This window comes from Arthrobacter sp. StoSoilB5 (genome assembly GCF_019977235.1).
Lineage (GTDB): Bacteria > Actinomycetota > Actinomycetes > Actinomycetales > Micrococcaceae > Arthrobacter.
On sequence record NZ_AP024646.1, the window covers coordinates 1,502,950 to 1,519,154 of the forward strand.

Genomic DNA, 16,205 nt, shown 5'->3' on the forward strand with positions numbered 1-16,205 from the left:
AGCCTGCCTCTATAAGCCCAATGCCTCGCGGACATCCCCAAGGACTTCGTCCAGGGATGTCCGCGCTGCTTGGCGTGCAGCGGGAAGCTCCGCCGCGGACTCCACGGCCTGGATGACCTCCAGGTAGCATTTGAGCTTTGGTTCCGTGCCGCTGGGCCGGATGATCACGCGGCTCTGGTCCCGTGTGAGATACAAAAGCCCGTCCGTAGGCGGCAACGCTTCGCTGCCCTCGGCGAGGTCAGTGAAAACCTCGACGGCGGACCCTCCAAACGCTTCAGGCGGGTTGACCCGCAAGCGGTTCATCATGGCATCCAGGAGCCCCAGATCAGCCACCCGGATGCTCAACTGGTCACTCGCATGAAGCCCGTGCACCAGGTAGAGCTCATCCAGGGTGTCGAAGATCGTCTTGCCCCCGGCCTTTGCGGTTGCCGCCAATTCCGCGATCAGCACTGCCGCTGAGATGCCGTCCTTGTCCCGGACCAGGTCCGGCGCCACGCAATAACCCAAGGCTTCCTCGTACCCGTAGGTGAGGCCCCGTACCCGCGAAATCCACTTGAAGCCCGTGAGAGTTTCCTCGTGGGCATACCCCGCAGTAGCCGCGATCCGGGACAACAGCCGGGAGGAAACGATCGAGTTGGCGAAGACGCCTGCCCTGGGTTCTTCGCCTGCGCCTGCGGCCATGCGGGCAACGATATGAGCGCCCAGCAGCGCACCCACTTCGTCGCCACGCAGCATCCGCCACGCCCCCGTAGCGGGGTCCAAAGCAGCGACGGCCGCCCGATCGGCGTCGGGGTCGTTCGCCAAAACAATGTCCGCGCCCAAGCTGCCGGCAGCCTCCAACGCCAGGTCCAGTGCGCCGGGCTCTTCCGGGTTGGGGAACGCGACCGTGGGGAAATCCGGGTCCGGCTCGGCCTGTTCCGCCACAAGCGTGACGTCCGCGAAACCGGCTGCGTTCAGGACAGCCACCGCAGTCTCACCGCCCACGCCGTGCATGGGTGTCAGGACGATCTTCAGGTCCCGGGCGGGGAAGTGCTCTGCATCCACCAGGCCTGCCATGGCGGCTTGGTAGTCAGTGGCGATGGAGGTGGGCAGTACAGTCCAGCCGTCTTCTGCAAGCGTGATCGACTCCAACGCGCCCACGGACTCGATCTTCGCCGCAATCTGCGCATCGTACGGGGCCACGATCTGCGAACCCCTGCCACTCTCGTTCACGGCGTGCCGCCCAAGATAAACCTTGTAGCCGTTGTCCTGCGGCGGATTATGGCTGGCAGTGACCATGACGCCGCCATCGCAATCCAGCGCCCTGACCGCATAGGCGAGCAACGGCGTCGGGAGTGCGGCGGGCATCAGGAAGGTTTCGATCCCGGCGGCGGTGAAGATGGCGGCCGTCTCTTCCGCGAAAATGTCCGAGTTGTACCTGGCGTCAAAGCCCACGACGGCGCGTGGCCGGGTACCCGGCGCAACTGCGGCCACGGTTTCATTCAGGAAGTCCGCCAAGCCCGCCGCTGCCCGCCGCACCACCACCCTGTTCATCCGGTTGGGGCCGGGGCCGAGAGCCGCACGAAGGCCGGCGGTGCCAAACTGCAGGGTGCCGTTGAAGCTGTCGCCCAGTTCCTGGACTGCTCCCGCATCACCGCTGCTGGCGAGGTCGGTGAGCTCAAGAAGGGCAGCCGACGTCGCCGGGTCGGGGTCGTGGGAAGCCCAATCGCGGGCGTCGGTGATCAGCTGGTTAAAGTCGGCATCGCTTGATGTCATAGGGACAAAACTATCCTCATTGCCCACGTCAAAGGCAACGCGGGGTCAGATCTGGCCAATAAATCTGGTCGCAATGAGCCGTATCTGACCCCTCGTTGCCTTAAAGGGAGTGGGAGCGGACGGTGAAGTCCGTGTCCCCGTCCATGCTGAACACCGAAGATCCCGTGTTGTCCCAATCGGGGAAGAAGATGTCCGAAATAACTGCCGCCCCATCCTGGGCGAAGACCTCCACGGACGAGGAATCCAGGAGGATGTGCAGGCGGACCTTGCTATCGCTGCCGGAGGAGGGCAGCGCAACCTCGTGATAAGGGCTGAATTTCTCGGAGAAATTGCTGGTCCCTGCCTTGGAACGGTCCACCCTTACGGTGCGCTTTTCCTTGTTATAGGAAATGCGCAGGCTAGCGCTGCCGTCGGCTGATCGACGAAGAAGAATTCCTGCTTCCCGCGCCGCGGTAAGGTCCATTTCGAGCTCAATAAGCTGCGTACGGGTGGCAAAATCGGCGCCAAGATCGCTGTTGTGATCCCGCGGATCAGGGCCGACGGTGAGGTTTTTGCTCTTCACCTCACCTGCGTGTTCGAGTGCTTCCCTCGCCACGCCGGCAATGGCTGATCGCAACTCAAGCCGCTTCTGGCCCCGGACCAACGTGAGTTCGCGGGGGATGGCCATGGACCCGCGCCACGGCGTGGTGGGAACGTGTTGGGCGTAGTCCCAATTGCCCATCCATCCAAGGAGCATGGGCTTGCCGCCTGGTGCGCCCGAGATGGAGTTGGCGGCGTAATAGTCGGCGCCATGGTCCAGCCACTGGGACTCCGTGAGTGGAGCACTGGGTGCCGCCGCGTTTTCGGCCGTGAAGCGCGTGCCGTCGAATTCGCCCACGAAGTACTGCATGCCTGAGCCTCCGGCGATGCCACCTGGGTTGATGCTCAGCAGCATGACCCACTTCTTCGCCGTTGAGTCCTGTACATCCATCTGGATGAGTTCGGGTACTTCCCAGAGCCCGCCCTGGGCGCCGACCCCCGAGAAATCACTGAGGTAGTCCCAATGGAGAAGGTCTGTGGATTTGAACATCTTCACAACCTGGGCGTCCGCTACGACGGTAGTCATCACCCAGTATCGTCCGGGCTCGTACCAGGTGATCTTGGGGTCGCGGAAGTTGTTGTTGGTGGGCGCCAGGTTCAGGACAGGGTTGCCCTTGTACTTCTGCCAGGTGGTTCCCTTGTCCAGGCTGAAGGCCACGGACTGCGCCTGGGCACCTTGGGGGAGGGCGCCGTTCTTTCCATATGCACTGGTGTAGAGGGCCACCATGGGCGGGTTCTGCGCGGACCCCAGCCCGGACGCGTTGTTCTTATCCATCACGATCGAACCGGAGAAGATTTCCTCCTGCGGGCTCGCCTCCATGGCAACAGGCTGCTGTTCCCAGTGCACCAGGTCCGTGCTGGTGGAGTGGCCCCAGGACATGTTGCCCCACGAGTTCCCGCGAGGGTTGTACTGGTAGAAGGCGTGGTAGGTCCCATCGTGGTAAACGAGGCCGTTGGGATCGTTGAGCCAGTTCTTTTCAGCAGTCAGGTGGGCAGCGGGCCGCCACGGATCCGAAGCGGATGGCCGGTGCCCGCCCGGGGTGGGGGCCGACGTCGGGCTTTCCGTTGCTGGAGCAGTGCAAGCGGCGGCGGAAAAGGCGACGACGACGGCGGCGCTCGCCGCAAGCAGGTGACGGCGGGAAAGGCGGGGATTGGGGTAAGTCATGGGGAGAGATCCTGGGGTTGGGGAGTGGCGGGGGTGCAGGCCCTTGTGGAGCCCGCACCCCTGCCGTGGCCTTATGGCCGGGGGTGTTGCGGCCTACTTGTAGAGGCCTTCGCCGCCCACGCGGAGGTTGGTGGGCAGGTAGCCGAACGGGCCGAGGCCGTTCTTGCCGAAGCTGCGGTCAACCTGCGTCACGCCACCCTGGAAGTTCATCTTCACGGTGGGGGACAGGGAGCCGCCGCGGACGCCGTCCACGTTGTCGATGAACGATTGGACGAGGCCGCCAGGCTGTACGTAGTGCGAGTAAGCCTGGAACTGACGACCGTTCTGGCGCGGGTCCGGACCCTCCGGCGCGTTGGCCGGCATGTTCAGGTCCGTGGGGGAGCCCAGGGCCAGGCCGCTGTTGTTCACCGGCTGGAAGTCGGAGCGAACGCCGTTGCCCACAAAGCCGTAGACGCCGTCGGGGCCGCGCATGCCATCCGCGTAGGTGAACTGGTGGCTGATGGTGAACAGGTAGTACTTGTTCTTGCCGTTTTCGTTCTGGATGTAGATCTGCGGACGCTCAGTCTGGTCGTTGACGCAGTTGGCGGACAGGATCGGGGGCAGGAAGCTCCACTTGGTGAGGTCCTTGTTGTCGGCCACTGCCAGTCCAACATTTGCGGTCTGGTACCAGGCGCCCGTGGTGGTGTTGACCTGGTTCACGGTCTCGGCGTGAGGATCGCCCGGACGGTAGCCGAGGTCTTCCTGCTTGCACTTGTAGTCGCCGCGCGTGCCACCGGTGTTGCCCTCGAAGACCATGAAGGTCTTGCCCGGGTGCGCCGGGTCCGCGAAGGTGTACGGGTCACGGAAAGCGAAGCCCGGGTTCTGGGCCTTGTTCTGGTACATCTTTCCGTCCGGTTCCAGCAGCTTGGTGTGCTGGAAGCCGTCGAAGGTCACGCCGTCCTGGTTGGCGTGGATGTTGCCCAGTGCCTTGGCAATGACAGCGTCCGGAGCGATGCCGCCGCCGCCTGCGTTGCGCTCAGCGACGTCGTAGAACGTGGTGGCCGTGTAGAAGACGTTGATCTTGTTGCCCTGCATGAGGCGCGTGGAGCCGGACCATTCCGTGTTGCCGATGGACGTGTTGTCCAGGAACAGGTGTCCGCCGTAGTTCCACTTGTCCTTGGCCGGATCAGCGTTGGTCTTGCGGAAGAAGTACCCGATCCGGGCGTTCCAGTGGCGCTGGTCGAAGCCGTAGCCGGCGTGGCGGTCCGCAACCAGGGAGAAGATGACGTCCCAGCCCTTGTAGCTGATCTGGTTCGCGTTCTCGTCTGTCAGGGACCACGTGTCCCACACCCAGACGTCGTCGTTCATGGCGGGGAAGTCCTTGGGAATTTCCGGCATGGTGACGTCGGGGCTCATGGAGTTCTGGCCGGGAGCAACGTTGGTGTTGCTCTGTGCCATGATCTGCTTGGCGTCTGCCCGGGTCCACTTGGACGTGAAGTCGGCCGCTGGGTCGTAGGCCTCCTGCGTGTGGACGCTGGGCAGTGGGAAGCCGGGCGTGGGTGCCGGCATGGTGCTCGACGGCGGGTCGGCCGGCAGGTTGGCCTGCGCAGCCGGCGTCACCAGCAGGATGCTGCCGGCCACGCTGGCTGCGGCTGCGAGGGCGGCTGCCTGTCGCAGCCGGCGGCGCGGCCGTTGAAGGGTTGAGTGCGTGTTCATGCTTGCTCTTCTCGCGGAGTGTTGGACTTCGTGGAGTGGGGCGCATGCCCTGATCCCCGTTAAGGGGCTCGCTACTACGGCGTCCGCTCGATCCGCTTGAAGGCGTCTTCGAAGGACGCCATCGTTTCGAGGTGCAGCGGTCCCTTGTGGGGTTCTCGCTGCGGTGGCTCCGGCACGTCGACTTACCGGAACGACTCCCACGCTAGACGGGCTTCGCGGGACAAATCAAAGCGCGTTTCGGATGCCAAAACGGGTTGTCAGACATGTGTATGCAAGCGCTTACATTCCCAATGCGCGCGCGTGCCACGAGTTCGAAGCAGAATCAAATGTTTCGTGAAAAAGCAGATTTATTCTGAGAATTTGCTGTGTGTTTACTTTTGAAATGGTTCAAGCGCCAGGGGGCGATGAGGCCTACTGGCGGGTAGTGAAGGCCGCTGACCGAGCCTTCAAATGTCCAATCGATGGACGTAAAATGTGGTAGCGACTCCGGAGCCACCAGGGTTTACCGGATCCCGCCTGTTGTGAGCTGGTGCAGCATGTGTGAGTTACCAAAGCGGCGTTGGCGGTCCTCCCTGACTCCCGTGCGGCTGGTCCTCGCGATCCTCGCCTTGGCAGCGATCGTGGCGGGCTGGCTGGTTCCGGATCTTTTGTCCGCCCTCCCCATTGGCGCAGGCCTGTTGACCTTGGCCGTTGCCGTCCTCATGCCTGCGATCAGGGAAATCGAACTCGGTGCATCGCCCAGCATCAAACTCGCGCCCGCCCTCAAAGACCGCGAAGACGAACTTCGCAGTGTCTTCGAACGGCAAAGGGGGGACATGGAGTATTGTGCCCACTTGCTCTGCGACAACCCGGAAACTGCTCGCCGCCTGCTGGAGGCGGCGTGGTCCCAGTGCACCAACGCCTGGAAGGGGCCGGTGACGCCCCAGTTGCGTGTCTACACACTGTGCGTCTTCGTCGAACTCCTGAAGAAACACGAACACTGGCTCCAGAGCCGTGATGGCCAGAAGAAGAAGCGAAAGGCCAGCCAGAGTCCGCTGGCGCGGTTGCCGTACGACGAGAGGGTCGCCGTCGTACTTCATGTCTTCGCAAATCTGACCGTTGGCGAGATTGCCGGGATGACTGATCGTCCGGCCCTGGAAGTGGGCAAATCATTGGCGGCCGCCGAAGAGAAAACCAACCGCCTGGCGTTGGAAGAAGGCCGGCCGTGAGGGACGCCGTGCGGGAGCGGTTGTTGTCGGAGGCCGCGCTCCATGCCAGGACCCATCCCGCCGACCTGGAGCGTGCCCTGAATGAAGGAATGTCCACTGTTCGGCGAAGGCTGGTCCGGACCTGGGTGGTGGTGATCGCTGCCGCGGTGCTCGTGACAGCCGGGTTGGTGGCGGTCCGCATGCTCCTTGACAGGCCACCCGTAGTGCTGGAGTCCATCGCTGTGAGCGCACCCACCAGCTCGCTCCTCCCCGAGGCCGTCCTTCAGCTGTCGGCCGAAGCAACCTACAGCGACGGCTCACGGAGTCCGCTGCAGGACGGCGTCGAGTGGGCCTCGGACAACCTTGCTGTGGCCGGAATCACCGCTGATGGCCAGGCGACGGCGGTCGCGCCCGGCGTCGCCGGCCTGACAGCAACGGTCGACGGCGTCTCCGGACGCTTCGAGCTCAAGGTCACCACGCCGGGAACGGCCTCGCTGACGGCCCTGCGCATCACTCCAGGCGATGCCGAGGCCAGCCCTGGAGGCAAAGTGCCGCTCGTCGCCGAGGGAACATACAGCGATGGTTCACTCGGGAAGCTAAACGTCACTGCTGTTTGGGAGTCCCGCAATCCTGACATAGCGAGCGTGGACGGTGATGGCCTGGTCACTGCTGTAGCGCCGGGCACAGCCACCATCTCGGCCTCCCAGGACGGGTTCCAGGCCACTGCGCGCATCACTGTCACCACGCCACCACCGGCAAAGCTCTCCGGTTTGGCCATCGAGCCCGCCGAACTGACCATCAAGCAAGGGCAGTCCCACCAATTGGCTGCAATTGCCTCGTACACGGATGGGTCCACCAAACCCGAATCCAACGTGACCTGGTCCACCAGCAACCCGAAGGTCGCAACAGTCTCGGCCTCCGGGCTCCTGACCGCGCGGGGCCTGGGGCAAGTGCTGATCGAAGCCAAGCACGTGGACGCTGATGGGAAGGAATGGAAAGCTCAATCGAAGGTGACGGTGGAGCATGCGGTGATTGCCGTCGTCGTGGGTCCTGCTGGCCCGCACGCAGTCGAACCGGGCGCCACCGTCCAACTGACCGCCACAGTCACGTACAGCGACGGCAAATCCGGGAAGCCCGTCATTACCTGGGCGTCAAGCCGCCCGATCATCGCCTCCGTCAGCAATGGCTTGGTACGGGGAGGCCCCGTGCAAGGCCAGGCAACCATCACAGCCACAGTGGACGGCGTGTCCAGCAACGGGGTAGTGGTCAGCGTTGGTCCAACGATTCCCACCCAAGGGCCGGTAAAGGGCTAACAAGCCTTTAGAGCTTCGCGATGATCTCCGCAAGCAACGTCGAAATACGTTTGCCAGCCGCTTGGCCGGCTTCGAGGACCTCGGCGTGGCTTAGCGGAACCGGGCTGATGCCCGCGGCAAGGTTGGTGACCAGCGAGATGCCGAAGACCTCCATGCCTGCATGGCGTCCGGCGATGGCTTCCAAAGCCGTGGACATTCCCACGAGGTCCGCGCCGATGCGCTTGGCGTACTGGACCTCGGCAGGCGTCTCGTAGTGAGGACCACTGAACTGGGCGTAGACGCCCTCCTGCAGGGAGGGATCCACCTCGCGGGCCAGCTGCCGGACGCGTGAAGAGTAGAGGTCCGTGAGGTCCACGAAAGTGGCGCCCTCAAGCGGGGACGTGGCGGTCAGATTGATGTGGTCGCTGATGAGTACAGGCGTGCCGGGAGTCCAGTCCTCGTTGAGGCCACCGCAGCCATTGGTGAGGACCAGCGTCTTGCAGCCCGCGGCTGCGGCAGTGCGCACGCCATGGACTACAGACCGGACACCCTTGCCTTCGTAGTAGTGCGTCCTGGCTCCGAGGACCAAAGCGCGCTTGCCTTCCTTGGTCAGGACCGAACGGATGGTTCCAACATGGCCCACAACGGAGGGTTGATGGAAACCAGGAACTTCCGAGGCATTCAGGGTGGCGGTGGTTTCGCCAATGAGATCGGCAGCCTCGGCCCATCCGGAACCGAGCACCAAGGCTACGTCGTGGGACTCAACGCCAGTTTCGGCGGCAATGAAGTCCGCGGCTGCCCGGGCAGCCTCGAAGGGGTCTGTGTTCATCAGCTCAGTGTTACTCACTGGTACAAGCTACCCTGCGTGTGCAGCAATTTGGTAGGGACCGGTTCGACGCCGGCGGGTGAGGCTTGGCTGACTGGCAGCCTGCCGTGCAATGAGCGAGAATTGAGAATTGTGACCACCCAAGTTGACTTCAGTTCCCCCCGTATCGCGATTCTGGGAGGTGGTCCCGGAGGATATGAAGCCGCCATGGTGGCCGCTTCCCTCGGCGCAAAAGTCACCATCATCGAGCGGGCGGGCCTTGGCGGCTCCGCCGTGCTGACCGACGTCGTGCCTTCCAAAACCCTGATTGCCACCGCCGACCTCATGACCCGCGTAGGTGAGGCGGACGAGTTGGGCGTCAAGTTCGACGGCGACGGTGGAGGGTCCAAACCGCGCGCTGACCTCAAGCACATCAACGATCGCGTCCTGGATCTCGCCCGTGGACAGTCCCACGACATCCGTGCGGGCTTGGAGCGCCTCGGCGTGGAGATCGTGATCGGTTCCGGCAAGCTGCTGGACAACAACACCATCGAGGTCCTGACCCTTGAAGGCGTCCGGACCATCGACGCAGATGCCATCCTCCTCGCGGTGGGCGCACACCCGCGCGAGCTGCCTACAGCCAAGCCCGACGGCGAACGCATCCTCAACTGGGCCCAGATCTACAACCTCGACGAATTGCCCGAGGAACTGATCGTGGTGGGCTCCGGTGTCACCGGCGCCGAGTTCGCCTCCGCGTACAACGGCCTCGGCTCCAAGGTCACCCTGATTTCCAGCCGTGACCAGGTCCTGCCCGGCGAGGACACGGACGCTGCCAAGTTGCTGGAAGGCGTGTTCGAGCGCCGCGGCGTTCGGGTCTTGTCCCGGTCCCGCGCAAACGCAGTTGAGCGGACCGACGACGGCGTGAAGGTCACCCTGGGTGATGGATCGGTAGTCACGGGCTCGCACTGCCTGGTATGTGTTGGTTCCATCCCCAACACCGCAGGAATTGGGCTTGAGGAAGCCGGCGTGACGCTGACGGAGTCCGGACACATCAAAGTGGACGGTGTTTCCCGCACCACTGCTCCCAACATTTACGCAGCCGGCGACTGCACGGGTGTCTTCGCTCTCGCATCCGTAGCTGCCATGCAGGGCCGCATCGCGATTGCACACTTCATGGGCGACGGCGTGAAGCCGCTCAAGCTCAACCAGGTGGCGTCCAACATCTTCACCTCCCCGGAAATCGCGTCCGTGGGCGTGTCCGAGGCAGACCTGGCCTCCGGGAAGTACCAAGGCGACGTCGTGATGCTCTCGCTGCTCAGCAACGCCCGCGCCAAGATGCGTAACACCAAGGATGGCTTCGTCAAGATCATCGCCCGCAAGGGCTCCGGCACTGTGATCGGTGGCGTGGTGGTTGGCCCCAACGCTTCCGAGCTCATCTTCCCGATCTCCGTGGCGGTGACGCAGAAGCTGCACGTTGACGACGTCGCGAGTGCTTTCACGGTGTACCCGTCACTGACCGGGTCCATCTCGGAGGCAGCGCGGCGCTTGCACGTGCACATGTAGTTCTTGCTCCTGCGGCGCTTCCTACGTTTGGAGCGCCGCGATGGCTTCGGGCAAGGGCATGAGCAACACGGCACCGTGACCCGGCAGGATCACGTTGGCTTGGACGGTGTTCAGTGAGCGTGCCGCTGCGAGGGCGGTCTCCGGATCCGAGTGGTACATCCGGTGCAGCATCTGGGGCCCGGACTTTGTGCTGATCGGATGGCCGCTGACGAACGAGTCGCCTACGGCGATGGCCTGCGCCCCGGGGAGCAGTAAAGCAGCGTTGCCTGGGGTATGCCCGGGCAAGAGGATAGCTTCCGGCTGGCCGGGCAGGCTCCGGAGCCTGTCCTCGTCCCATGCCTCGGCACCCGTTGCAGGCTCGGCTTGGAGCGCTTTCGCTTTGATGACGTGGAGCAGCCAGCGGAAAACGCGGGGACGCCAAGCCCGGACAATGACCTGGCCGAACGTGACCTGATGCTTTTCCTTGCCCTGAACGTGTGCCAATTCCTCCGGAGCACAGAGGATGGGCGTGCCAAACGTTCGCGAGAAATACGCCGCGGAGCCCGTGTGGTCCACGTGGCCATGGGTGATGAGCATGGCTTTGGCATCGGCGGGATCCAGACCGAGCCCCTTGACCGATCCGAGGACCAGGTCACGGTCGGCGGGGTATCCGCCGTCGATCAGTAGGAAGCCCGTGCCATCCCGGACAATGACCCAGTTGGACGCGGGCCCCTCAACAAAATGGACGCCGGTCGCGGGTTCGGATACCTTCACTCGGGAATTCTAAACCAGCGAGTTCGCCGGAAAGCTGCGAGACCGCCGATCAGGACCGGACGATTTCGCAGCATTTCAGTGGGTTCGCAGCTGTCCCGCGAATTGGGTGCTCACGCGGCCTCAGGCGGCAGCCGCTTGGAAATGTTTTTCGATGAGCCCCTTGATGTCCTCGTGGCATCCGCCGCACCCTGTGCCTGCGCGGGTGGCCTTGGAGACCTCCCCAACAGTGCTGCAGCCTTCCAGCACGGAATCCTCAATGCTTGCCGCGTTGACGCCAGCACACCGGCACACGGTGCGCTGGGGATCGTTGCTGGTAGCGCCGGAATCCAACTGGTCCGGGCCGTCCAAGCGGAGCAAGAGTGAGCGGTCTGCGGGAAGTTCGGAGGCCCGTTCGAAAAGGACTACGAGCTCTGCAGCGGTACGGGGCATGCCCACGGCTACCAGGCCCTCCAGCACACCGCCGCGGGTTGTCATCTTGACGTAGCGGCCGTGCTCAGGATCGGCCCACTGGGAGATCTGTCGGCGCGCCCGACCAGAAGCGGCCCCGGCCTCAAGCAGCTCTTCGTCCCACGGATCGGCTTGGTTATCGCCGGCAACGGCCAGGTTGATGCCCCGTGCTTTCAGGACTACAACGCCCGGCTTTTCTGTGGGCAGGGCTTCAAGCGCATCCGCGGCTTCCTGGCCGTCCCGTGCCAGGACCACCAAATATTCAGCCAGCCATTCGGCCTGTCGCCACCCGGGGCCTACCAATCCGGAGGGGCCAGTGGCTGTCCGGCAATCGAGGCAGGCAGCGTCAGGGCAACGCACCTCGGCACAGTCGCCGATCGCGAACATGTGGGGCTCGTGGTAGGTCCGGAGATGGTGGTCCACCAGGATCCCAGCGCCGGTGGGGAGGCCACAGCCTTCAGCCAGCTCGATCCGGGGGCGGACGCCGCAGGAGAGGACCAGCAGGTCGCCGTCGATCGCAGAGCCGTCTTCCAGCAGCAGAGCGGAGAAACTTCCTCCGGGTCCAGCGGTTTCCACACCTGTGGACCTCGCGTTGCCGGCCATCCGTACGCCGCCGGAACGGAGGCTGCTGGTGAGGACCGATCCGCTGCCACGGTCAATGCTCCTGCCCAAAGGGAAGGGTCCGTTGTGGACCACCGTTGCCTGGGCGCCTTCCTCCGCGGCGGCGAGGGCAGTTTCCAAGCCAAGCACGCCACCGCCCAGGACCACCACGCGCTTGCCGCCAGCTACGGCTTCACGGAGCACTGCTGCATCGTGAAGATCGCGCAGGGCAGTGACGCCTGCCGGTAGCACCGGGCCATTGGGATCCGGGTTCAACCCGGTGAGGTTGGGAATGACCGGGCGGGAGCCGGTGGCAAATACCAAGCGGTCGTAGTGTTCATTGGTGCCATCGGAGAGAACCACGTGTTGGCGTGCGCGGTCGATCCTCTTGACCTTGACACCCAACCGGACGTCAACGCCGTCGGCCTCCAGTTCAGCGGCGTCAGCCATGGCCAAAGCTTCAGGAGTGGTCCGCCCGACGCCGAGTTCGGCAACCATCACGCGGTTGTAAGCGGCCTCAGCTTCCTGTCCGACAACGAGCATCTGTACGAGCCCGCTCCGGACGGCAGGAAGCAGCTCATCCACCAGCCGTGCAGCAACCGGGCCGAATCCAACAACAACAATGCGCTCGCTCATGATGCCTCCTTGGCGTGCAAGGGCAGCCCCGTGCCGGCAGGGACAGCGGCCGGGGCCGCTGAAACCTCCGTGGAGGCTGCCCGCCGGACCCATACCCGGCTGGTCTTGAATTCCGGCATGCCGGAAATGGGATCGGTGACCGCCTCAGTGAGACGGTTGGCGTTTTCCTGGCCCGGGAAATGGAACGGCAGGAAGACGGTGTCCGGGCGGACCGAATTGCTCAGTTCCGCCCGGCAGAGGACCTCGCCGCGCTGGTTGGTCACGGTTGCGTAATCGCCGTCGGCAATGCCACGTGCCGCTGCCGTGCCAGGGTGGATCAGGAGCTTGGCCTGCGGCTGGGAAGCCAGCAGCTCGCTCACGCGGCGCGTCTGGGCGCCGGACTGGTAGTGCTCCAGAAGCCTGCCGGTTGCCAGCGCCAGCGAATCGTCCGCGAACGAACGAACGGCCCGCTTGGAGGGCGTCACCGGGACCATCACGGCCCGGCCATCGGCATGGGCAAATCCGTCGGCAAAGAGTCGCGGCGTCCCGGTGCTGCCCACCGGGTAGGGCCAGTAGGCTGCCTCGCCGCGGTCCAGCATGGCGTAGTCGATGCCCGAGTAGTCAGCCAGGCCGCCGGCAGAGGCAAGCCTGAGCTCTTCGAACACTGTCTCGGGGTCATCACTGAACGTGGAGGGTGCTTCCAGCATCTCGGCGAGCCGGGCCATGAGCCACAGTTCGTTGCGAACACCCGGGGGAGGGGTGAGTGCCCGGCGGCGGCGGATGACGCGGCCCTCGAGGTTGGTCAGCGTCCCTTCTTCCTCCGCCCACTGCGTCACGGGCAGGACCAGATCCGCCTCTGCCGCGGTCTCGGACATGAAGAAGTCGCAAACCACCAGGAAATCAAGGCTGCGCAGTCCCTGTGTAACCGCGTTCGTGTCCGGCGCCGAAACCACCACGTTGGCGCCGTGCACGAAGAGGCAACGGACGCCGTCGGGCTTTCCCAGGGACTTGAGGAGTTCGACGGCGGGCAGGCCGGCTCCGGGGATCAGCGACTCGTCGACGCCCCAAACCTTGGCGACGTGGGCGCGCGCGGCGGGATCGGTGATCTTGCGGTAGCCCGGGAGCTGATCGGCCTTCTGGCCGTGTTCGCGGCCGCCCTGGCCGTTGCCCTGGCCCGTGAGTGTGCCGTAGCCGCTGCGCGCCGAGCCGGGCAAGCCCAGGAGGAGGCTGAGGTTGATGGCCGCGGTGGCTGTGTCCGTACCATCCACGTGCTGTTCCACGCCACGGCCGCTGAGGATGTAGCTGCCGCCATTGCGGGCGCCCTGTGCCAGCCGGCGGGCGGTTTCGCGGATGAGGGTGGCCGGAACGCCGGTGATGGACTGGACGCGCTCGGGCCAGAAGGCGTTGAGGCTGCGGACGACGGAAGCATAGCCCTTGGTGTTTGCCTCGATAAAGCCGGTGTCTGCCAGGCCTTCGTGGACAACAACGTGGCTGATGCCCAACAGGAGGGCCAAATCTGTGCCGGGCGTCGGCTGGAGGTGGATACCGCCGCCGTCGCCCGTGAAGGCTGCAGTAGCCGAACGGCGGGGGTCCACCACGATCAGCCCGCCGGCGTCGCGCGCGCCCTGGAGGTGCTGGACAAACGGAGGCATGGTCTCGGCGACGTTGGAGCCGAGCATGAGGATCACGGACGCGGAGTCCAGGTCCGTGACGGGGAAGGGGAGGCCGCGGTCGACGCCGAAGGCGCGGTTGCCGGCGGCGGCAGCCGAAGACATGCAGAACCGGCCGTTGTAATCGATGCGTGAGGTGCGCAGTGCCAGCCGGGCGAACTTGCCCAGCATGTACGCCTTCTCGTTGGTGAGGCCGCCACCACCGAAAACTCCGACGGCGTCGTTTCCGTACTGTTTCTGTGTGTCCTTCACGGCAGCGGTGATCAGCAGGAGCGCCTGGTCCCAGGAGATCGGCTGGTGGACGCCGTCGGATCCTTTGAGCATCGGTTCGGTGACCCGGCCGTTGTGACGCAACAACGACGCCGATGTCCAGCCTTTGCGGCACAGCCCGCCCCGGTTTGTGGGAAAGTCGCGCCCGGAAACTTCAAGGGGTACGGCAGCTTCCAGGGGCAAAGCGGGGCTGGCCGGTTCTGCGGCAGGCGCGGGCGCCGACCCCGGCTGTGCAGCCGGGGTCAGCGTCATGGCGCACTGGAGCGCGCAGTACGGGCAGTGGGTATCGGCGCCGTTGGGCATCTAGATGTGTCCGATCGTGTTGCGCTTCTGGGCGGGGCGGATGTAGCAGACCCAGCAGACGGTGAGCATCAGGACGTAGGCTCCAACGAATCCGTAGAACGCCGGGGTGTAGGAGCCGCTTGCCGTGTTCGATGCGTTCAGTACCTGGGGGATCACGAATCCGCCGTAGGCACCGATCGCCGAGATCAGGCCCAGTGAGGAGGATGCCAACCGTGCCGTGGTGGTGCTCGGGGCACCTGCTCGGGCTGCGCGGCTGGAGGTCGCGAAGATGACCGGGATCATGCGGTAGGTTGCACCGTTACCGAAGCCGCTGGCTACGAAGAGCAGCAGGAACAGGCTCAGGAAGAGCCAGAAGTTCTTCAGCGGGAGGGTCCAGATCATGGTCAACGTGATGACGGCCATCGAAGCGAACGACGTAATGGTCATCCGGGCACCGCCCATGCGGTCTGCCATGCGTCCGCCGTAGGGACGGGCCAGGGAACCGACCAGCGGGCCGAGGAATGCCAGGGACAAGGCCACTGCACCGACGTGGATGGAGGAGAAATCGGGGAAGTAGTCCTTGATCAGCTTCGGGAAGACGCCGGCGAAGCCGATGAACGAACCGAACGTACCGATGTAAAGGAATGCCATGATCCACAGGTGGGGTTCTTTGAGGGCCGCGACGGATCCGGCCACATCACCCTTGGCGCTGGTGAGGTTGTTCATGTACTTCCAGGCACCGAAAGCGGCGATCAGGATCAGCGGGATCCAGATGATGCCGGCCATGGGCAGGTTGACGGTTCCAGCTGCAAGCAGGGTGATGGCGATGGGAACCACAAGCTGCGCGACGGCGGCACCGAGGTTTCCGCCCGCGGCGTTCAGCCCCAGTGCCCAGCCCTTTTCGCGGGCCGGGTAGAAGAAGGTGATGTTGGCCATCGAGCTGGCGAAGTTGCCTCCACCGAAGCCGGCCAGGGCTGCCACCAGGAGCATGACACCGAAAGGCGTCTCCGGGTTGGAAACACAGATCGCCAGGCCGCTGGCGGGAATCAGAAGGAGCAGTGCCGAAACGATGGTCCAGTTGCGGCCACCGAACTTCGGCACCATGAAGGTGTAGGGGATGCGGAGCGTGGCGCCTACAAGGCTGGGGATGGAGATGAGCCAGAAGATCTGGTTGGTATCGAACTTGAAACCTGCTGCGGGGAGCTGGACGACAACGATCGACCAGAGCTGCCATACGACAAATCCGAGGAATTCGGCGAAGATCGACCAGTACAGGTTTCGCTTGGCGATGGACCGGCCTTCGGCTTCCCACTGGCCCTTGTCCTCGGCATCCCAGTTGGCGATCCAGCGGCCGGGGCGGTGTTCAAGGGTGGGAACGGCGGTAGCAGTGGACTGGGTGGGGGCCAGTTCTTCTGCAGTGCGGTCAACAGTCACGGAGTGCCTCCTTTGTGGGGACGTTGTTCTTCCAAGGTAGGTTTCACGCGTTTCGCGGACCGTCGCCCTTTGTAAACGTGCTGTGACATTTCC

The 16,205-nt window shown here is 64.3% G+C and carries 11 protein-coding genes; 3 read left to right on the forward strand and 8 right to left on the reverse strand.

Features of this window, described 5'->3' with window-relative positions; translation table 11 throughout:
* Window positions 1-9: 9 nt before the first annotated feature.
* The 3 genes from LDN75_RS06890 to LDN75_RS06900 form a co-directional block, all read right to left on the reverse strand.
* Window positions 10-1,755, reverse strand: a complete 1,746-nt coding sequence (locus LDN75_RS06890; RefSeq protein WP_223936402.1) for a phospho-sugar mutase — start codon at window positions 1,753-1,755, stop codon at window positions 10-12.
* Window positions 1,756-1,855: 100 nt separating this feature from the next.
* The gene (locus LDN75_RS06895; protein WP_223936403.1) at window positions 1,856-3,499 is read right to left on the reverse strand and encodes a glycoside hydrolase family 32 protein; all 1,644 of its coding nucleotides are present in this window, start codon (window positions 3,497-3,499) and stop codon (window positions 1,856-1,858) included.
* Window positions 3,500-3,592: 93 nt separating this feature from the next.
* The gene (locus LDN75_RS06900; RefSeq protein ID WP_223936404.1) at window positions 3,593-5,194 is read right to left on the reverse strand and encodes a glycoside hydrolase family 68 protein; all 1,602 of its coding nucleotides are present in this window, start codon (window positions 5,192-5,194) and stop codon (window positions 3,593-3,595) included.
* A 536-nt stretch (window positions 5,195-5,730) separates the two neighbouring features.
* Between LDN75_RS06900 and LDN75_RS06905 the strand changes: the two genes are divergently transcribed.
* A complete protein-coding gene (locus LDN75_RS06905; RefSeq protein WP_223936405.1) occupies window positions 5,731-6,402 on the forward strand; it encodes a hypothetical protein in 672 nt (223 codons plus the stop codon).
* On the forward strand, window positions 6,399-7,694 hold the full coding sequence (locus LDN75_RS06910; RefSeq protein ID WP_223936406.1) for an Ig-like domain-containing protein: 1,296 nt from the start codon (window positions 6,399-6,401) through the stop codon (window positions 7,692-7,694). Before LDN75_RS06905 ends, LDN75_RS06910 begins: the two co-directional genes overlap by 4 nt.
* 7 nt (window positions 7,695-7,701) lie before the next feature.
* Here the strand turns inward: LDN75_RS06910 and LDN75_RS06915 are convergent, their stop codons facing one another.
* Window positions 7,702-8,520 (reverse strand): purine-nucleoside phosphorylase, encoded by an 819-nt coding sequence (locus LDN75_RS06915; protein ID WP_223936407.1) that lies wholly within the window; start codon window positions 8,518-8,520, stop codon window positions 7,702-7,704.
* A gap of 111 nt (window positions 8,521-8,631) precedes the next feature.
* Between LDN75_RS06915 and LDN75_RS06920 the strand changes: the two genes are divergently transcribed.
* Window positions 8,632-10,041 (forward strand): NAD(P)H-quinone dehydrogenase, encoded by a 1,410-nt coding sequence (locus tag LDN75_RS06920; protein WP_223936408.1) that lies wholly within the window; start codon window positions 8,632-8,634, stop codon window positions 10,039-10,041.
* 21 nt (window positions 10,042-10,062) lie between these two features.
* Here the strand turns inward: LDN75_RS06920 and LDN75_RS06925 are convergent, their stop codons facing one another.
* The 4 genes from LDN75_RS06925 to LDN75_RS06940 form a co-directional block, all read right to left on the reverse strand.
* Window positions 10,063-10,794 carry an MBL fold metallo-hydrolase gene (locus tag LDN75_RS06925; RefSeq protein WP_223936409.1) on the reverse strand — a complete coding sequence of 244 codons (732 nt, stop codon included), beginning with the start codon at window positions 10,792-10,794 and terminating at the stop codon, window positions 10,063-10,065.
* 120 nt (window positions 10,795-10,914) lie between these two features.
* Complete coding sequence (locus LDN75_RS06930; RefSeq protein ID WP_223936410.1) at window positions 10,915-12,477, reverse strand: FAD-dependent oxidoreductase; 1,563 nt, start codon at window positions 12,475-12,477, stop codon at window positions 10,915-10,917.
* The gene (locus LDN75_RS06935; protein ID WP_223936411.1) at window positions 12,474-14,699 is read right to left on the reverse strand and encodes a molybdopterin oxidoreductase family protein; all 2,226 of its coding nucleotides are present in this window, start codon (window positions 14,697-14,699) and stop codon (window positions 12,474-12,476) included. Before LDN75_RS06935 ends, LDN75_RS06930 begins: the two co-directional genes overlap by 4 nt.
* Entirely contained in the window at window positions 14,700-16,112 is a 1,413-nt protein-coding gene (locus tag LDN75_RS06940; protein WP_223936412.1) for an MFS transporter, read from the reverse strand.
* Window positions 16,113-16,205: the final 93 nt, after the last annotated feature.